Annotated in this window: 17 protein-coding genes; 5 read left to right on the top strand and 12 right to left on the bottom strand. The window is 57.4% G+C overall.

Annotation, left to right across the window (positions count from 1 at the left end; translation table 11 throughout):
* Positions 1 to 276: 276 nt before the first annotated feature.
* Together Q0915_RS15360 and Q0915_RS15355 are read right to left on the bottom strand one after the other, a co-directional pair.
* On the bottom strand, positions 277 to 1119 hold the full coding sequence (locus Q0915_RS15360; RefSeq protein WP_299475097.1) for a DUF2189 domain-containing protein: 843 nt from the start codon (positions 1117 to 1119) through the stop codon (positions 277 to 279).
* Positions 1120 to 1355: 236 nt separating this feature from the next.
* The gene (locus tag Q0915_RS15355; RefSeq protein WP_299475094.1) at positions 1356 to 3458 is read right to left on the bottom strand and encodes a mechanosensitive ion channel family protein; all 2103 of its coding nucleotides are present in this window, start codon (positions 3456 to 3458) and stop codon (positions 1356 to 1358) included.
* Positions 3459 to 3831: 373 nt separating this feature from the next.
* Between Q0915_RS15355 and Q0915_RS15350 the strand changes: the two genes are divergently transcribed.
* Genes Q0915_RS15350 through Q0915_RS15340 form a run of 3 tightly spaced genes read left to right on the top strand, consistent with a single transcriptional unit; the run spans position 3832 to position 6075 of the window.
* Positions 3832 to 4257 carry a DUF805 domain-containing protein gene (locus Q0915_RS15350; RefSeq protein ID WP_366525290.1) on the top strand — a complete coding sequence of 142 codons (426 nt, stop codon included), beginning with the start codon at positions 3832 to 3834 and terminating at the stop codon, positions 4255 to 4257.
* Positions 4258 to 4303: 46 nt separating this feature from the next.
* Positions 4304 to 5479 (top strand): succinyl-diaminopimelate desuccinylase, encoded by a 1176-nt coding sequence (gene dapE, locus Q0915_RS15345; protein WP_299475088.1) that lies wholly within the window; start codon positions 4304 to 4306, stop codon positions 5477 to 5479.
* Positions 5476 to 6075, top strand: coding sequence for a hypothetical protein (locus Q0915_RS15340; protein WP_299475085.1), 600 nt, complete (start codon positions 5476 to 5478; stop codon positions 6073 to 6075). Before dapE ends, Q0915_RS15340 begins: the two co-directional genes overlap by 4 nt.
* Before the next feature lie 49 nt (positions 6076 to 6124).
* Here Q0915_RS15340 and dapD read toward each other — a convergent pair whose 3' ends face one another.
* On the bottom strand, positions 6125 to 6976 hold the full coding sequence (dapD, locus tag Q0915_RS15335; RefSeq protein WP_299475082.1) for a 2,3,4,5-tetrahydropyridine-2,6-dicarboxylate N-succinyltransferase: 852 nt from the start codon (positions 6974 to 6976) through the stop codon (positions 6125 to 6127).
* Positions 6977 to 7340: 364 nt separating this feature from the next.
* On the opposite strand from dapD, the gene Q0915_RS15330 reads away from it, so the two are divergent.
* Positions 7341 to 8246, top strand: coding sequence for an EamA family transporter (locus Q0915_RS15330; RefSeq protein WP_299475079.1), 906 nt, complete (start codon positions 7341 to 7343; stop codon positions 8244 to 8246).
* A gap of 13 nt (positions 8247 to 8259) precedes the next feature.
* Here the strand turns inward: Q0915_RS15330 and Q0915_RS15325 are convergent, their stop codons facing one another.
* Positions 8260 to 9288 (bottom strand): alcohol dehydrogenase family protein, encoded by a 1029-nt coding sequence (locus tag Q0915_RS15325; RefSeq protein WP_299477023.1) that lies wholly within the window; start codon positions 9286 to 9288, stop codon positions 8260 to 8262.
* Between the two features lie 84 nt (positions 9289 to 9372).
* On the opposite strand from Q0915_RS15325, the gene Q0915_RS15320 reads away from it, so the two are divergent.
* Positions 9373 to 9900 carry a TetR/AcrR family transcriptional regulator gene (locus Q0915_RS15320; protein ID WP_299475076.1) on the top strand — a complete coding sequence of 176 codons (528 nt, stop codon included), beginning with the start codon at positions 9373 to 9375 and terminating at the stop codon, positions 9898 to 9900.
* A gap of 180 nt (positions 9901 to 10080) precedes the next feature.
* Here Q0915_RS15320 and Q0915_RS15315 read toward each other — a convergent pair whose 3' ends face one another.
* The 8 genes from Q0915_RS15315 to rnpA all read right to left on the bottom strand — a co-directional run bounded on the left by Q0915_RS15315 (position 10081) and on the right by rnpA (position 17699).
* Complete coding sequence (locus Q0915_RS15315; protein ID WP_299475073.1) at positions 10081 to 10731, bottom strand: VPLPA-CTERM sorting domain-containing protein; 651 nt, start codon at positions 10729 to 10731, stop codon at positions 10081 to 10083.
* 133 nt (positions 10732 to 10864) lie between these two features.
* Complete coding sequence (locus tag Q0915_RS15310; RefSeq protein WP_299475070.1) at positions 10865 to 11749, bottom strand: LysR substrate-binding domain-containing protein; 885 nt, start codon at positions 11747 to 11749, stop codon at positions 10865 to 10867.
* A gap of 441 nt (positions 11750 to 12190) precedes the next feature.
* Positions 12191 to 12934, bottom strand: a complete 744-nt coding sequence (locus tag Q0915_RS15305; protein ID WP_299475068.1) for a pyrimidine 5'-nucleotidase — start codon at positions 12932 to 12934, stop codon at positions 12191 to 12193.
* Positions 12931 to 13818 carry an acetylglutamate kinase gene (argB, locus tag Q0915_RS15300; protein WP_299475065.1) on the bottom strand — a complete coding sequence of 296 codons (888 nt, stop codon included), beginning with the start codon at positions 13816 to 13818 and terminating at the stop codon, positions 12931 to 12933. Before argB ends, Q0915_RS15305 begins: the two co-directional genes overlap by 4 nt.
* Before the next feature lie 107 nt (positions 13819 to 13925).
* Positions 13926 to 14573, bottom strand: a complete 648-nt coding sequence (yihA, locus tag Q0915_RS15295) for a ribosome biogenesis GTP-binding protein YihA/YsxC (RefSeq protein ID WP_299475062.1) — start codon at positions 14571 to 14573, stop codon at positions 13926 to 13928.
* Between the two features lie 9 nt (positions 14574 to 14582).
* Complete coding sequence (locus Q0915_RS15290) at positions 14583 to 15263, bottom strand: CatB-related O-acetyltransferase (RefSeq protein ID WP_299475059.1); 681 nt, start codon at positions 15261 to 15263, stop codon at positions 14583 to 14585.
* Positions 15264 to 15455: 192 nt separating this feature from the next.
* Positions 15456 to 17291 (bottom strand): membrane protein insertase YidC, encoded by a 1836-nt coding sequence (yidC, locus tag Q0915_RS15285; RefSeq protein WP_299475056.1) that lies wholly within the window; start codon positions 17289 to 17291, stop codon positions 15456 to 15458.
* A 6-nt stretch (positions 17292 to 17297) separates the two neighbouring features.
* On the bottom strand, positions 17298 to 17699 hold the full coding sequence (gene rnpA / locus Q0915_RS15280) for a ribonuclease P protein component (protein WP_299475053.1): 402 nt from the start codon (positions 17697 to 17699) through the stop codon (positions 17298 to 17300).
* Positions 17700 to 17701: the final 2 nt, after the last annotated feature.

Genomic DNA, 17701 nt, shown 5'->3' with positions numbered 1-17701 from the left:
TCATTGAAATAAAATTACATTGTGCGCGGGCAAACAGAAAATACAACACGCAAAAAGGTTTTTTGGGCCTGCAAAAACGCAAGAGTGTCTCGGTGCAAAGACCAAAGCTGAAAGGCTCAACTCTTCCTTTCGCTGGTGTAAGACCTGACTGTCCATGCCCACACATTCCTCCTCACAGGTGGTGCGTTTGATGTCGTCTATCAAGTCTGGACACTTGGAACAGGTAACGCGGCCCCGTCGGCCCCGTTACCTGTTCCAATACCTTTAGGGTTCACATCATTCCTTGGGAATGGTGACGCATTTCTTGTAAAGGTGCCAGGTTGTGTGCCCGAGTACCGGCAGAACGACGATCAGGCCCAGGAAGGCCGGCACCATCGACACGATCAGGAGAGCGGTGACGACGAGGGCCCAGCCGATCATCGGAATCGGCGAAACGACGACCGCGCGCACGCTCGTGATCATGGCGGTGATGAAATCCCTGTCTTCTTCCAGAAGCAGTGGGAAGGAAACGACGGTCAGGGAAAACAGGACCAGCGACAGGATCGCGCCGACCACGTGACCGACAGCCAGGAACATGAGGCCTTCCGGCGTGGTGATGACCTCCGTTAGGAATTCGTCGAATGATGCAAAGGACTTGAAACCGAGAAACAGGGCCAGTAGCAGACGCACCTGATACATCCACATGATCTGGATGAAGAGCACCACGAAAGCCATCCAGGAAAGTTCCCGGCCCTTTTGCGCCCACATGGTTCCAAGGATGGCCGGCCAGGAGAGTTCCTCGCCGCTTCCAAGCCGCCGGCTGACCTCATAAAGGCCGACGGCGGCGAAAGGACCGATGAGAACGAAACCGGCGGCGGCCGGATAGGAGAGGTAGCTCATGTTGAGCGCGGCGGCGCTTAGGATGACGAACAGGCCGCCGATGGCGAAAAGGGCGCCGATTGCCAGTCCGTAGACTGGCGCTTTCCGAAAATCGGCCAGCCCGGCGGCAAGGGCATCGATGACATCGTTGGCGGTAATCTTGTTGACCAGTGGTATTGGCCTCAAGGTATCTTTTGTCGAGGCGGTCAAAGCCTGGTCCGGAACCCCGGTATCGTTCGGGTCCGTTGTTTTTTCACTCATATGGAAGCTTCCTCCCAAAAGCCGGTTGAACCTGTCCGCCCTCCTACAGACAGGTGATCTTACCCGCGGATGTGGTTTTCGCTCAATCGGGAGAAAGGCTTACGCTGCCGGCGGTATTGAAATCGACAAACACTTCTTGCTGTTCCCGGCCTTGGGCCGGGATCACTCTTCCATTGGCCCCGGCTCAAGGCCGGGGCGGCGTCATACATTGTCAGGCGCGCAGCTGCAGATCGGCTTTATTCCGCTGCGGGCTTCTTCTCCTCTGCGGCTGAAGCAGCGGCGGCAGCTGAAGCAAGCGTTTCTTTCTGTTTGTCGTCGAGATTGGTTCCTTCGGGAAGCTGAACGCGAACTTCCTTGCGGGCAAACTGAATGCCGTTTTCTTCAAATGTTTTTTGAACGCGTTTGTAGATTTCCTTGCGAACCCCGAACTGTTTGCCGGGTTTCGTGGTGAACTTGCCGCGAACAACGATGCCGACATCGTCGACATCCGCAACGCCTTGACCCTTGAACGGTGCCAGAAGGTCGTCCTTGAACTCCTCCATCTCCATGATTTCCTGGCCGATCTTCTTGAAAAGCTTGCGGACCTTTTCGACATCCGTGTCGAATGGAACGGTGAATTTCAGCTTCATGATCACCCAGTCGCGGGAGAGATTTGTCAGCTTCGGAATCTGGCCATAGGGCACGATGTGCACCGCGCCCTTCGTACCGCGCAGCTGCAGCGACCGGAGCGAGATTTTTTCGATCGTACCCTGCGCGCCACCCGTATCGATGAATTCGCCCAGTCGGAACGCATCGTCCATCAGGAAGAACACACCGGAGACGACGTCCTGAACGAGGGTCTGTGCTCCAAACCCGACGGCAAGGCCGATGACGCCGGCGCCAGCCAGCAGTGGTGTGATGTTGATCCCGAGCTGGCTGAGTGCAAGAAGGCCGGTCAACGTGATGATCGTGACCTGCAGGACAATCCGCATCAACGGCAGGATCGTTGCGATACGCGATTTGCCCGCGCCCCCCATTTCGGCATCGTCATCCTGTGTCTCGGCAGGTGGCGAATCCTTCGCGAGCTGATGCGCGACCCAGAGATTGGTGATTTCCCAGGCGAGATAGCCGGCCGCAAGGATCAGGAGAAAAATGACGCTGTTGCGGGCGACAGCCGATCCGTCATCGCCGCCGAGAGCGAGCAGATTCAGCCCGTAGATGCGGCCGACCACCAGGACCAGGAAGGCGAGCAGCGCAACACGGGCAATGCGCACATAGCTGTGCCGGGTCTGAAGATGGGCAGCCTCGGCAACCGGACCTTCACCCTGCATGGGCGGTACGATATGCGAGACGATCCCGCGCACCATGGTGTCGAGGAAAGGCGCAAAGACAACGAGCACGATCACCGCGAGCGAACGTCCTGCGGTAAGCGCTTCGACACCCATGCTGGCGGTGAACTGTACGAGCAGCCAGTTGAACGCGATGAATACCATGGAGAAATACGGCCAGAACCGCGCCATGCGCTCCAGGCCGGAGGTCGGGTCTTCCTCATCGCCCAGAATAATGCTTGTCAGGCCGTGCCGTGCCTTCCAGATCACGGCGATGATCCAGGCATTGACACCGAAGCCGACAAAAAACCGGAACGTTCCGCCCGCGTCCGTACCTGCGCCCTCCATGACATTGCGGATGAAGAAGGCTATGCCAACGATAGCGAAAAGGATTGTAAAGTTGTGGTAGAGCGACTTTGCAGTCGCGTCATCTGCGGTCACAAGGCGCAGTTCACGCCGGTTAGGCGCCAGCGCGAAGCGCAGAAGAGCCGCGATCAACCGGGGTAGAAACACGATCCAGAACACGGCTTGAAGCGCGTAGGAGCGCGTCCCCGGATCGAAAACCGCGATACGGGCGACTATGAGCGCGATCACGGCAAAAACGACCAATCCGCCGAGGTCGAGGCCTGCACGTGTGGAGACCAGCTTGACTGTCTCGAAGAGGTTTTCAGGCGTTTTATTCTGAATGGTGTCGCGTCTTGCTGCGGTGAAACGGTTGATCAGGAACTCGGCGGCAAAGCCCGCCGCCAGAATGATGGCGATGGCTCCGATCAATATGTGAACTGGTCCGGCAATCGCGCCTGCAAACAGAGCGCCGATGCTGGAAATGATACTTGAAAAGAGATCCGGCAATGCCTGGAAGTGACCGGCAACCATGCCGGTGAAATTGCCCAGGGCCATTTGCAGCTGTTCGACAAACCCTGGTCCGTCGGCTGCGGCAGTTGCTGCCTGTTCGCCTGCTGCGGCGCTTTGCTGCAGCAGTTCCATGAGGTCGGTGAGGGCTTCAACCTGCTCCGGATCCAGATCGGACACGAGCTTTTCCATTGCATCCGGCTGAAGCGGTGGTGGAAGTTCGGATCCCGTATCCTGTGCCGCCCCCGGGGCCGGCAGGATGACTGTAGCGACTAAAAAAAGGCTGATTGCACAAGTGAGTAGGATTTTTTGACAAGCACCGGTCATAATTCGGGCCCCCGACAGCGTTGGTTCGCATCATCTCAAATTAGACATGCTTGGAGTACAAAATCCAACGATATTCCCCGACGTTATTACCGAGGTGTGGACTTTTCGCCTGCTGATGCGGTTGCCTGGTGCAGATTGTACGGGCTTGAAGGGACAACGGTGCTTGATCCGCGCAGCTTATACGTCTACCTCCGTGTCGAAGATGAAATTACGTGAGCGGCATTGAATGAACACCTCACCACCTAGCGCAAACATCTCACCCGGTCCGGTATGGGCTTTGATGAGTCCGATCGGCCGAATCGGAAGGGAACCCTACTGGCTTTGTTTTGCACTCGTTTGGGTGGTCATCGGGATGGCGATCAGAATTTGGTGGCTTTCGATTCCCGGTATCCCGAACCCCGAAGAAGTTACGCCGAGTGCATTTGCAGGTTCAAATCCTCTGTTTCCGCTTCTCTTTTTTGTGCTGCAGTGGTTTGAACTGGCGATTGTGATCAAACGTCTGCAGGACATAGGCCAGAACGGGTTCTGGGCATTGCTTATCTTTCTTCCAGGGATCAATATCCTGATGGTCCTCGTTCTGGGTTTCATGCCCAGCCAGCCACAATCGAACCGAAACGGTCCGCTTCCCAACAGCTATTGGCGTAAATCCTGAACTCTCCTCCGATCCGGTCATCAATTGTCGTGAGAACCAACCTGTAATGCCTACCAAAGCCGTCTCCATCGCACAGGACCTCATTCGGTGCCCGTCGGTAACACCAGCGGAGGGTGGAGCTCTGGCAACGCTCGAGACGCTGCTTTCGTCAGCGGGATTTTCGGTATCCCGGATTACCTTTCGGGACGAAAATACTCCGGATGTCGAAAATCTCTTTGCGTCGGTCGGATCCGGTGCGCCGCACTTCGTTTTTGCCGGACATACCGATGTGGTTCCGGCCGGCGCCGAAGACGACTGGAGCCACGGTCCCTTTGATGGCGATATTTCAAATGGCGTACTCTTTGGGCGCGGCGCGGTCGACATGAAAGGCGGCGTTGCGGCCTTTGCAGCCGCTGCATTGGAATTCGTTGAAGAGTTCGGAGCGGATTTCGGTGGCACCATCTCTTTCCTGATTACGGGCGACGAAGAAGGACCGGCGGTAAACGGAACGGTGAAACTGCTGGAATGGGCCGAAGCGCAGGGTCACAGGTTTGATGGCTGTATCGTTGGTGAACCCACCAATCCTGAACGGCTCGGCGACGCGATCAAGGTCGGGCGGAGAGGTTCGCTGTCCGGCACCATTACGGTTGCGGGTGTTCAGGGGCATGCCGCCTATCCCCATCTTGCCGCCAATCCGATTCCAGGTCTGCTTCGTTTGCTGTCGGCGCTCGATGCCTTGGTACTCGACCAGGGCAATGACCGTTTTCAACCTTCCAACCTCGAAATCGTGAGCATGGATGTCGGCAATCCGGCATTCAACGTCATCCCGGCGCGGGCGGAAGCCCGGTTCAATATTCGCTTCAATGACGAATGGTCACTGCAAAGGCTCGAGGCGAAGATCCTGGCGACCCTTGAAGGCGTGGATTTGGGCGAGCTGAAGCTAAGCGTTGCCTTAAAACGTGATGCCAGTGAATCCTTTCTGACCAGGGACGAAAGACTGATCGATGTCCTGACCCAGGCCGTGGAGAGCGAGACAGGACGGCGCCCGGAGCTCTCGACCGGTGGCGGGACGTCCGATGCACGCTTCATCAAGAATTTTTGCCCGGTGGTGGAGTTCGGCCTGGTCGGACAGACCATGCACAAGGTCGACGAATGTGTAAGTGTTGAGGACCTTGACCGGTTGACGGCAATCTATAAACGATTTCTCCGCAAATATCTTACGAAGGATTCGGGAGCGGCTTGAACTTGATCAGCATGAGCGAAATCCGGGCAGCCTTGGATGGCTCATGGTTGCTGTTGCGCAACCGGCCGGAAGGCATGGCATTCTTCGACCAGTCCATTCACGGTTTCTGGCGGTCATTTCAGGTCGTCTTCCTGCTTATTCCAGCGTTTCTTCTCAGCGGTCTGTCGGAAAAGCAGCTTTATTTCGCTGAGAACATGTTTCACCCGGAGGGGTTTCCGAACCAGGCGTTCTGGACAGCGCAGGCGTTGGGTCTGGGCATTGACTGGATCGCACTGCCGCTCATTTTGGCGGCGCTGGCTGCACCGATCGGCATTTCTCAGCGCTATGTACCCTTTGTCGTCGTTCGGAACTGGACGAGCTTGCTGGCGTCGATCCCCTTCATGATCACCTACATGCTGTTCCTGCTCGGCGTCGTATCGTCCGGGATCGCGGTGCTTCTCTCGTTGACCTGCGTTCTGGTTGTACTTTGGTATCGCTACCTGGTGGCGCGGATTGCGCTGCATGCAAGCATAAGCCTGGCAATCGGCATCGTCGTGCTCGACATTTTGCTGTCGCTGGTCATTGCCGAAATTGTCGGCATTCTCTGGAGAGCATAGCAGTACCCCCGCCTCCAGGGAGACGGGGAAACTCATTCTGAACCGCCGGTCAGTCGCGAAGCAATTCGTTGATCGCGGTTTTCGAGCGGGTCTTTTCGTCAACCGTTTTGACAATCACCGCGCAGTAAAGGTTCGGTGCCGCTTCGCCGTTGCCCATAAGGCTGGAGGTCGGCATTGATCCGGCGACGACGACTGAATATGGCGGTACCTCGCCGTAGGAGATTTCGCCTGTCATCCGGTTCACGATGCGCGTCGACTTGCCGATGAAGACGCCCATGCCGAGAACCGCTCCTTCGCGCACGATGCAGCCCTCGACCACTTCCGAGCGGGCGCCAATAAAACAGTTGTCCTCGATGATGACGGGACCGGCCTGCAACGGCTCCAGCACGCCGCCGATGCCGACGCCGCCGGAAAGATGCACATTCTTGCCGATCTGGGCGCAAGACCCGACAGTTGCCCAGGTGTCGACCATGGTGCCTTCATCGACATAGGCCCCGAGATTGACGAAAGACGGCATAAGGACAACACCCTTGCCGATGAACGCTGAGCGCCGGACGGTGCAGTTCGGAACCGCACGGAAACCGGCCTGTTCGAACTCAAGGCCGCTCCAGCTGTTGAATTTTGAGGGCACCTTGTCCCACCAGACGGCTTCGCCAGGCCCACCCTTGATCACTTCCATGGGATTGAGCCGGAAAGACAGCAGAACCGCTTTCTTCGCCCACTGATTGACAACCCAGTCACCATCCTTCTTCTCGGCAACGCGCAGTTCGCCCCGGTCGAGCAGGTTCAAAGTTGTCTCCACCGCATCCCGGATGTCGCCGGTCGTCGATGTTTCAATGGAGGCGCGGTCTTCAAATGCCGCGTCGATTGTCTGGGAAAGGGCGGCAAGGTCGTGTGTCATCTGACAAGGACTCCGGGCGTTAACAATTTGTGCGCGGACCTAAGCCGCCGAACCAAGACCTGTCAAGCGCCGCAAGGATAGCAAGTGTTCTTTGAACGACATCGCCTGAAGGACCGGCGCAGCCGATTGGCATACAAGTTACCCGGCAGAGCAAAATCTGCATAACTCCCGGTGACACGCACAGCTGGACCACTCATAACCTGAGGGACGATCAAAGGCGGAAACCCAGTGGACAGCCATTGCGCGCGCCGGGAAAAGAGGATTGTTGAGTAAAAGTAATTTGTCTCTTCCACTATTCGCTAGTTTCTATGGAAAACTGATCAACTAAGGTGATTTGAAATCAACTCAAGGAAAGGCGGTCTTCGTGGAACTCTGGATCCCGATCACGATATTTGCCGCGTTCTGCCAGAATTTGCGTACGGCAATGCAAAAGCATCTGAAGGGCAGGCTGGGAAACACCGGCGCGACCTTTGTCCGCTTCGGCTACGGCATGCCCTTTGCGCTCATCTATGCCGCGGTTTTGCATTTAGTCTTCAAGAACCCCATTCCGGAGCCGACCGTGACACTGCTCGTGGCAGGTGCCCTTGGCGGATTAGCCCAGATTATTGCAACTTTCTTGCTGATCTATCTCTTCTCCTTCCGCAACTTCGCGGTTGGAACGGCCTATTCCAAAACCGAACCGATTCAGGCGGCACTCTTCGGTCTCGTGGTCCTTGGGGAGAGCGTTACCTGGACAGCGTTTCTTTGCATCGTGATCGGGATTGCAGGCGTGATCATTATCTCACTGGCGCGCGTTCCGCTGACGCGACAAGCGATCCGTTCGTCCCTCCTTGGGCGCCCGGCCCTGATCGGCCTGGCATCGGCTGCGTTTTTCGGAGCCTCGGCGGTTGCCTACCGAACCGCCTCCCTGTCGCTGGAGGGAACGACCGTGGCCATGCAGGCGGCCACTGCTCTGGTCTTCGCCACGATGTTTCAGACGCTTGTCATGACGATCTGGATGGCTCTGAGGGAACCGGAGGAACTGCATGCCAGCATCCGCGCCTGGCGCGCGGCGATCTGGGTAGGTGCATCGGGCGTTGCCGGGTCGATTGGCTGGTTCACCGCAATGACGCTGCAAAACGTGGCCTATGTCCGGGCGCTTGCCCAGATCGAACTGGTATTCACGTTCATGGCGTCATGGCTGGTCTTCAAGGAGGTGATCACGCGCTCCGAAATCGCCGGCTGCCTGCTGATTGTGTGTGCTGTCGTCGGTATAATCCTGATCGGCTGATCACTGCTCGTCCCTAGGATACTTCCAGGACGATCTTGCCGATATGGCCCTTCTTCCCAAAGGCCTCCTGTGCGGTAGTAATATCGCGCAACGGGAACGTTTCGGCGACAAGCGGTCTGATCTCCTTGGCTTCGATGCGCCTTACAAGATTGCCGAAAACCTGACTTTCCAGCACTGTGCAGCCAAAGAAGCTGAGGTCTTTGAGATACAGCGTTCGCACATCGAGTTCCACCATGGGGCCTCCAATGGCGCCGGAGACGGCATACCGCCCGCCGGGTCTAAGGACGTCCAGCAAGGTTGGCCATTTGGCCCCTGCGACCAGATCGATGACCACGTCGACCGAATTGGCTCCGAGAGCTTCCACATAATTCGCATCGCGGTCGAGCGTTTCAATGGCACCGATCTCCTTCAGCGACGTGGCTTTGGAAGGGCTCGTCACGGCAATGACATCGGCACCGCGCGCTCGCGCAAGCTGGATCGCGGCAGAACCGACGCCGCCCGACGCGCCGGTGACCAGCACCGTGTCACCTCTTTTAACCCGTGTGCGCTCGAGCATGTTTTCCGCCGTCGAATAGGAACAGGGAAAGGAGGCCAATTCCACGTCCGTCAGATCGCAATCGACAGCATGGGCGTGCCGCGAGGCAACCCGGGTGTATTGCGCGAAGCCGCCATTGCATTCGGACCCGAAGTACCAGGGCTTTTGAAGCATCCCGCCCTCTGCCTCGACGAGGCAGGGCTCGATGAGAACCCGTTGCCCGATCCGGGATGGATCGACACCGGAGCCAACGGCAACAATGGATCCGCAGACATCGGCGCCCTGAATCAGGGGAAACTTCAGGGCTTGCCCATTCCAGGCGGCATCTTCTGCGTCATTGTCGCCCTTTGAGTACCAGCCGATGCGGGTGTTGACGTCGGTATTGTTAACACCGGCGGCCCCCACGAGAATGAGGACTTCACCTCTCTCAAGCGAGGGAACATCCAGATCCTCCCGCCATTCGAGCCTCTCCGGACCGCCATGTCCGGTCAGAACGATACCGTTCATTTTTTGCGGAAGGTTCACGCGCTGTCTCCGGTAGAATGATTGTTCTACTTGCTCGAGTAGAGGATTTATTCTACCCCGTCAAGGATGAAGGATACGAAAGCCAGAATTGCCGCGGGACTTGAGCGGGCATTTGCGGAAAACGGGTTTTCCGAGCCCAACATCGACAGTTTGCGCGAGGCGGCGGGCGTCAGTCTGAGGACGCTCTACAAGTACATGCCGTCGCGTGAGGAAATGGTGCTGAGCGCTCTGGAACACCGGCACAGGCGATACATGCAACTGGTGTTCGACGATCTACCGTCCGACGGTACGCCCGTTCTGCACGCGGTCCTGGATTGTGTTGCTCACTGGATGTCAAAGGAAGCATCGCACGGCTGCCTCTTTCATGCAGCGGTTGCGAGCGCCCCGCGGGACGAGCGGTTGCGGGCTCTTCTGGCCAAACACAAGTCCGAAGTCGCCGAAAAAGCGTCGGAAATCTCGGGACTGCAGAATCGCCAGGGCGAGATCGCTCTGATTGTCGAAGGATTGATGCAGGCCTGGCCACTATACGGGGAAGCGGCGACGAGAAGCGCAAAAAAACTGTGTGATACGCTTGTGAATGACGCTCCCGCGTAGGGGCGCAAAACATCGGATTTGGGCCCGCCAGCGGAGATCCGGTCACGTGACAACGATCTTAAGCGCGGCTCGTTCAGCAAGGATTTTCGCCGCCCATCTTGAAGATACGCAAACGAAAACCCGCAGGCTTTGAAAGACTGCGGGTTCATTCAATGCAAATGGCCAACAAGTGCAGGGCGCTTAGGCGGCCCTTTTGCGGCGGCTTGTCAGCATCAGTCCACCGACACCGCCAAGCAGCAGCCAGGCAGCAGCGGGCAGCGGAACTGCGGCGACGGTCAGATTGTCGAACGAACCGGATCCGGCCAGCACGATGGAGAGCGTGTTGCCATACCGTTGCAGCGGATCGCCGCCGACGGACGCGAACTTGTTGTCAGCGCTGACACCCACAGGACCGAAGAGGTCGATACCGTCCAGAAGAACGCGTACGCCGGGTTCTTCGATATCGATAAAGTCGGTGCCCAGGAACCGGATCATCCGGTCGAAAACGAATGTGATCGTGCCGCCGCGCGCATTATCGTCGGGATCGTTAATGTCGTTGTTTTCCTGGATGACCGGAATGATCCCAAACGCCTTGGGCGATCCGGAAAGATCCGAAATCGGCGCGCCGAGGTCACGGTCACCTCCAGTGAAGTTGTTTGTATCGAAAGCAACAGCCTGGCCGATCCCGCCGGTCGCGGAAACCGTCGCACTCAGATTGCCGCGGGTCATCGAGGTGATGACATCGCCGCTGCTGAATTCTTCAAAGTCGAATGTATAAACCATGGCCTGGCTGGTCGTTGGCAAAACGGCCGCCGAAACGCAAAACAAAAAGCCGATTATTGCAGCACGCATGGCTACTCCTCCAATGCAATACGCTTAAATTGCATAAGTCCCTGTCTCAATAAGGCAGCCCTAATGTAAAAATTTACAAGAATCAAATTAATTTTAAATTCTAGTTAATTTTAACGCAGTTTTGAAAGTCTGCTCACAGGCGCGAGACGTCACCTTCCGCGGTCGCCTGCAACCAGGTCCGGAATGCACCGACGGGGCGGGTCAGTGTGCGTGTTGGAGATCTGACGAACCAGTAGCCGGTTTCCAGTTCAAGGACCGTCCAGTCCGGAGAAATGAGATGCCCGGCCTCCAGTTCCTGGGAGATGAAACGCCGATCGATCACGATGGCACCCATCCCGGCAATTGCAGCCTGGATGGCAAGATCCCGGCTTTGGAGCACCGTTCCTGAGGCAATGTCGGGATGAGTGAGGTGAGCCTCTTCGAGCCACGCTGTCCAGTCGCCGCGGCGCGACGAACTGTGCAGCAGGGGCAAGTTGGAGAGGAGCGATGCCTCTGCCGGCTCCTTGCCATTCAATAGCGACGGTGCCATGGCAACGGCAAGATGTTCCTGCCACAGGAGATGGCATTCAACGCCCGTCCAGTTTCCGGTGCCGAGCCTGATGGCGCAGTCATAGTTCTCCCGGTCGAGATCGACCATCCGGGTAGACGTTGACAAGAGCAGCTCCACATCAGGCTGCTCGGCCTGAAAAGCGGGTAACCTGGGAATGAGCCAGCGTGTCGCAAAGGTCGAAACGGTGCTGATCCTGAGCTCGGTGCGGCCGCGCCGTTTGAAACTGTCGACAGCTTCCTCAATCCTGTCGAACGCATCTCCGAGGCTTAGCGCCAGGCGCTGGCCTTCTTCCGTGAGTGTCAGTCCGCGTCCGTCGCGATTGACCAGGGTTGCGCCGAGTTCGCTTTCCAACTTACGCATGAGATGGGAAAGCGCTGACGGCGAGACCCCGAGTTTTTCAGCAGCGAGTGATGCCCGGCCGTGCCGGGCAAGAAGCGAGAAGGCGTGGAGCGCACGAAGGGACGCCATTCAAATTGGATTCCGCTTGTTGAGTTTTGCTCAATCTAGAGCAGATTCTCCGGACTTGATAGCTCCGCAGGCGTGCAGCGCTGGACCGGGTGGGCAGAGGTGAAACGCTTTGTGCGATGTCTGTCCGCTTTGCGCGGCTCTCCGGGCACGGATCCCACTTTGTTGACCCGGCGCAAGAGGGAAGCTTTGCACACCTTCGAAAATTCCACTCCCTCATCCTTAGGAGGACCGTAAGGTCCGTCTCGAAGGATGGCGGCAAACCCGGAGTGTGTGGCCCATTCTTCGAGGTTTCGCTACGCTCTACACCTCAGGATGAGGAACCGTTTCGCAGAAACGCTTCGAAGGTACAGAATGAAAACACCTCATCCTGAGGAAGGCCGCAGGCCTGTCTCGAAGGATGGTCGCGACGTTCAGCAGGCAAAGAGGACACCCGCGGGTTGACTAACGCAACGCCCCCAGAACCGACTTCAAAAATCCCGTGAGTTCCTCGGTGACGAAGTCGACATGGGGGTAGGGATCACCTTCCAGATCCCAGCTTTCCTGAAAAACATCCCGCGAACCCTTGGGTATGATCAGCGTCGAGCGCATGCCCAGTTGGTGCGGCACCTTGAGGTTTTTGGGCAGATCTTCGAACATGGCCGCGCGTACTGGCGAAATACCTGTGACGTCGATGAACTTGTCGTAGGTTTCCCGGTTCGGCTTGGGTATCAGATCGGCAGAAACGATGTCGAAAATATCCTCAAAGTGATCTGAGATGCCAAGCGCCGTCGCGGTCCGTTCCGCATGCGGACGGTCGCCATTGGTAAAGATGAATTTTTTTCCCGGCAGCGCTTCTATCGCCGTTCCCAGGTCCGGGTTGGGCTCGAGCCCCGAGTAATCGATGTCGTGCACGAAGGCGAGATAGTCATCCGGATCGATTTTCTGCGTGGTCATCAAGCCGCGTAACGTCGTGCCGAATTCGTGATAGAGCGCTTTTTGATGTGCCATCGCGTCGGAGCGGTTCAGGTCCAGTACCTTTTGCACATAAAGCGCAATCTGTTCATCGATCTGGGAAAAAAGGTCGGCTTCGTGCGGATAGAGCGTATTGTCCAGGTCAAAGACCCAGGCTTCCACTCCCATGAAGGTTCTCAGGTCCTGGCGATGTGCATGCTGACCCTCGATGGGCAATTGGCGCTTACCTGTCACGGCCGGATCAACGTCCCGGCGCCGCCGTCGGTGAAAAGCTCAAGCAGCACGGCGTGTGCGACTTTTCCGTTCAAGATAACAACACCTTCCACACCCCGATCCAGGGCTTCGATGCAGGTTTCGACTTTTGGGATCATGCCTCCGGAAATTGTTCCGTCCGCCATCAGCTCACGTGCCTTTGCGACGGTCAGCTGCTTGATCAGATTGCCTTCCTTGTCGAGAACACCGGGCACATCCGTCAGGAACAAAAGTCGTTTTGCGCTGAGCGACCCGGCAATTGCGCCGGCGGCCGTATCAGCGTTGATGTTGTAGGTTTCCCCGTCCTCGCCATGGGCAACCGGCGCAACAACCGGGATGATCGCCTCCTTCAGGACCAGCTTGAGCACGGTTGGGTCGACACTTGCCGGTTCGCCCACAAAGCCCAGGTCCACGACGCTTTCGATATTGCTGTCCGGATCGACGACGGTCCGCTTGAGTTTCCGGGCGGTGACAAGGTTGCCGTCCTTCCCGCAAAGGCCGACCGCCCGGCCGCCCTCTGCATTGATCATCTGGACGATTTCCTTGTTGATCGCCCCGGCAAGAACCATTTCCACGACTTCAACGGTCGCCTTGTCTGTGACGCGCAATCCGCCCTTGAATTCACTGACGATGTTGAGCCGCTGCAGCATCTTGCCGATCTGCGGCCCGCCGCCATGAACGACAACAGGATTGACACCCGATTGGCGAAGCAAGGTGATGTCACGCGCAAATGCCTGGCCGAGTTCAGGATCGCCCATGGCATTGCCGCCGTATTTCACCACGACGGTCTTGTCGTCGTAGCGCTGCATGTAAGGCAGGGCATGCGCGATGATATGTGCGCGGGTGGACATGTCAGGACTGGTCATTGGGATCGGACTTCAACTGCAATTCGGACTGTTTCTCTAAGGGGTTCCTGCTATAGCCGTTTTGGGTCAGCTTCACAATTGCCCGGCTCATTGCATCAGATCAAAGGTTACTGATTGGCGAGAAGACAGAGTTCGGCCCTCAGTGTGTCGATGCCGATATTTTTTTCCGACGAAGTTGCGATGATCAGCGGATGCGCGGCAACACGCTTGGCCAGCATCGCCTGTGTGTCGTTGACGAGACGCGTAAGCTGGGTCGGCTTGATCTTGTCGGATTTTGTCAAAACGACCTGATACACCACGGCGGCCTTGTCGAGCAGGTCCATTGTCTCCAGATCGTTCTTCTTGATCCCGTGACGGCTGTCGATGAGAAGGATGACGCGGCGCAGGTTCGGACGCCCGCGCAAATATGAGAACACCAGCTTCGTCCACGCTTCGACCAGTTCCTTTGGCGCCTGCGCGTAGCCGTAACCGGGCATGTCGACGATTGTCAGCGGCGTCTCCGGCGCGATGAAAAAATTCAGCATTTGCGTTCGTCCCGGCGTAGACGAGGTACGCGCAAGTCCCTTTCGCCCCGTCAGTGCATTTATCAGGCTCGATTTGCCGACATTGGAACGCCCGGCAAACGCAATCTCCGTGCCGGCGGCCTCCGGCAGATTGGACATGTCGGTGACGCTGGTCAGAAAGTCCCAGGAGCGGGCAAACATCAGCCTGCCCGCTTCCAGGTCTTCTTGAGTGTGGTTCAGATCTTCGCTCATGAGGCGCTTTTAGCTTGCCTTGGCGGGTGCGTCGAGGGGGACGTCGTTTTCAGCGGCGGCCTGCTCCAATGCATCGATATCGCCCCCCCAGATCGCCTTGAGGTGCCGGGAGATCTTTTCGATCGGCCAGTCCCACCAGGCAACTTGCAGCAGGCGTTCGATTGTCGCCTCTTCGAAGCGGAGCCGCACAACGCGCCCCGGATTGCCGACCACCACGGCGTAGGGAGGCACGTCTGAAGCAACGACGGCATGCGCCCCGATGATTGCGCCGGAGCAGATAGTGACGCCTGGCAAGATGGTGGCGTTGGTGCCGCACCAAACGTCATGTCCGACGAGGGTATCGCCGCGCAGATGGTCGAAAATGGACGAAGGGTCGAACTGCTCCTGCCACTCCGGGTCGAAGATGTGGAAGGGGTAGGTCGAAAACCCTGTCATGGCGTGGTTCGCACCATTCATGATGAAAGTCGTACCATGCGCCAGGGCGCAATATTTGCCGATTCTCAGCCGGTCGCCGATGGCTTCGAAGTGGTAGCGCACATTGCGGTTCTCAAAGTCAGGTGCGTTTTCGAAGTCGTGATAGTAGGTGTAATCGCCGACTTCGATGTTGGGGCTTGTAATGAAATTCTTCAGGAAAACCGTGTGTGGTTCACCGTGGAACGGATGCGGCGTGTCGGGTGACGGTCCGTGCATGAGACCTCCAAAAGAGCAAGATTCAAGGGAAGAAATTGGTGCGTTTACAGCGCAATCGACCTGCCGGTCGGCGACTTCGCCTTGCAAAACAGGTCTTGCTTCATCGGATCATTGGTCTGTGCACTCCTGTGTTCAATAAAAAGGCCCCGCAAAGTGCGAGGCCTCGGTGTGTATCAGGTCTTTTTGGGCTTGTCAGCCCTTGTCGTCGGACGCGGGTTTTTTTCGTTTGAACATCGACCCGAGATTGTCCCAAAGCTCCACCTTGGCCCCCTGGCGGCGCATGATCACATACTGCTGCGCGATCGACAGGAAGTTGTTCCAGGCCCAGTAGATGACAAGACCGGCCGGGAAGGACGCGAGCATGAAAGTGAAGACAACCGGCATCCAGGTGAAAATCATCTGCTGTGTCGGGTCCGGCGGTGCCGGGTTCATCTTCATCTGAACGAACATGGTGATACCCATGAGCAGCGGCCAGACGCCCAGCATGAGCAATTGCGGTGGATCCCAGGGGATCAGTCCGAACAGATTGAAGAGCGACGTCGGATCGGGCGCGGACAGATCCTGGATCCAACCGAAGAATGGTGCATGGCGCATCTCGATCGTGACGAAAAGCACCTTGTAGAGTGCGAAAAAGACCGGAATCTGAATCAGGATCGGCAAACAGCCCGCCAGCGGGTTGATCTTTTCCTTCTTGTAAAGCTCCATAAGAGCCTGTTGCTGCTTCTGCTTGTCGTCCTTGTAGGTTTCCCGGATCTCCGTCATCTGAGGCTGCACCAGCTTCATCTTGCTCATGGAAACGTAGGACTTGTTCGCGAGCGGGAAGAAGATCAGCTTGATGATCACCGTCACCACCAGGATGGCCACGCCGAAATTGCCGAGCTGGTGGAAGAAATAGTCTATGGCGAAGAACATCGGCTTGGTCAGGAAGTAGAACCAGCCCCAGTCGATCAGGAGTTCAAACCGCGCAATACCAAGTGATTCCTCGTAGGCATCGATCAGCTTTGTTTCCTTGGCGCCTGCAAAAAGATACGAACTGGTTTCTGCGGTGCTCCCGGCTGGAACGGAGACGCCGTTCCCGAGAAAATCCGCCTGGAAATTCCCTGTCGCATTGGAAAAACTGAAGCTGGGCTGGAACTCCTGTCCAGGGACCGGAATGAGCGTCGCCGCCCAGTATTTGTCGGTGATGCCAAGCCAGCCATTGTCGACCCTTGCAGGCCGGTTGGTGCCTTCTTCCTCCAGATCGGAATAGTCGACTTCCAGCAGGCCTTCTTCACCAAAGACGCCGAGCAGGCCTTCATGAAGGATCCAGATGCCCGTCGTTTCCGGGATGCCCTGCCTCGCTATCAGGCCGTAAGGATAGAGCGTCACAGCGGACGCGGAACTGTTGTCGACGGTCTGGGAGACGGTGAACATGTAATTTTCGTCGACGGAATACGTGCGTTTGAACACGAGGCCGCCGCCATTGTCCCAGGTCAGTGTCAGCGGCGTGGTCGGCGTCAGCTGCGAATTGCCTTCCGCGGACCAGACCGTGTCTGGACCGGGCAGGGCCACGTCGGAGCCCGGGTCGGCAACCCAGCCGTAGTCGGTGTAATAGGGTTGCGGACTGCCTTTCGGCGAAAACAGCGCGATTGTCGGGCTGCTTTTGTCGACAGTCTCGTGGTAGTCCTTCAGACGCAAATCGTCGAGACGGCCGCCGGTAAGGTTGATTGATCCTTCCAGCTTCGGTGTTTCGATCACGATGCGCTGGCTGGCTGCAACCGCTTGTGCGCGGCTTCCGAAAACGGCGTTTTGTCCGACGGATTGTGCCGGTAGCGCCGCGTCGCCGCTTGAAGTTGCTGAGGGTTGCGGTGCGTCCGGATTGGCGCTGCCCGGCGTTGCGGTCTGGCGGGCTGCGTCCGCCTCCTGCTGGGCCTGGAGCGCAGCCTGCTGGCGCTCAAGCTCCGGGCTTGCAACGAAATACTGCCATGCAAGCAGAACAATCAGGGACAATACGATCGCCAGAATCGTGTTTCGGTTTTCAGAAATCAACTGGAGTTACCCCTGTTTCCTGCGCGGTGTGGGCTGAGACGAGCGATGACTGCGGCGCGGTTTATCCCGTCCGCGCGGTGTCTTCGGGTCCAGCACTTGGCTTAGGCCAGACTTAAGGTCTGCAACGAGATTTTGAAAGGGAAGAGTGAGCGCTGCATCGCGCGCAACGAGAACAAAGTCCGCTTTTTGCGGAATATCATCGACGTTGAGCGCGGCAACAGCAGCCCTGAGCCTCCGCTTGATGCGGCTGCGCATGACCGAATTGCCGGTTTTTTTGGTGACGGTGTAGCCGACGCGTGGTGCACCGTCGGTATCGCGCTGCAGACCCTGAACGAGGAAAGCGCGCCGACCCAGCCGGCCGCCTTTGGCAACCGCGAGGAATTCGGAGCGCTTCTTCAAAGTGTCCATGG

It is taken from the genome of uncultured Roseibium sp. (assembly GCF_947494555.1).
Classification (GTDB): Bacteria; Pseudomonadota; Alphaproteobacteria; order Rhizobiales; family Stappiaceae; genus Roseibium.
The sequence above is the reverse complement of the archived record's forward strand: the minus strand, read 5'-3'. Positions and strand labels throughout refer to the sequence as shown.

What these genes read in the sequence shown, in the direction of transcription:
- Q0915_RS15310 (WP_299475070.1), bottom strand. Translation starts at nt 11,749, where the DNA reads ATGGCGTCCCTTCGTGCGCTCCACGCCTTCTCGCTTCTTGCCCGGCAC.
- Q0915_RS15325 (WP_299477023.1), bottom strand. Translation starts at nt 9,288, where the DNA reads ATGAACGGTATCGTTCTGACCGGACATGGCGGTCCGGAGAGGCTCGAA.
- Q0915_RS15315 (WP_299475073.1), bottom strand. Translation starts at nt 10,731, where the DNA reads ATGCGTGCTGCAATAATCGGCTTTTTGTTTTGCGTTTCGGCGGCCGTT.
- dapD (WP_299475082.1), bottom strand. Translation starts at nt 6,976, where the DNA reads ATGACACACGACCTTGCCGCCCTTTCCCAGACAATCGACGCGGCATTT.
- Q0915_RS15320 (WP_299475076.1), top strand. Translation starts at nt 9,373, where the DNA reads ATGAAGGATACGAAAGCCAGAATTGCCGCGGGACTTGAGCGGGCATTT.
- Q0915_RS15290 (WP_299475059.1), bottom strand. Translation starts at nt 15,263, where the DNA reads ATGCACGGACCGTCACCCGACACGCCGCATCCGTTCCACGGTGAACCA.
- dapE (WP_299475088.1), top strand. Translation starts at nt 4,304, where the DNA reads ATGCCTACCAAAGCCGTCTCCATCGCACAGGACCTCATTCGGTGCCCG.
- Q0915_RS15360 (WP_299475097.1), bottom strand. Translation starts at nt 1,119, where the DNA reads ATGAGTGAAAAAACAACGGACCCGAACGATACCGGGGTTCCGGACCAG.
- Q0915_RS15350 (WP_366525290.1), top strand. Translation starts at nt 3,832, where the DNA reads ATGAACACCTCACCACCTAGCGCAAACATCTCACCCGGTCCGGTATGG.
- yihA (WP_299475062.1), bottom strand. Translation starts at nt 14,573, where the DNA reads ATGAGCGAAGATCTGAACCACACTCAAGAAGACCTGGAAGCGGGCAGG.
- argB (WP_299475065.1), bottom strand. Translation starts at nt 13,818, where the DNA reads ATGACCAGTCCTGACATGTCCACCCGCGCACATATCATCGCGCATGCC.
- rnpA (WP_299475053.1), bottom strand. Translation starts at nt 17,699, where the DNA reads ATGGACACTTTGAAGAAGCGCTCCGAATTCCTCGCGGTTGCCAAAGGC.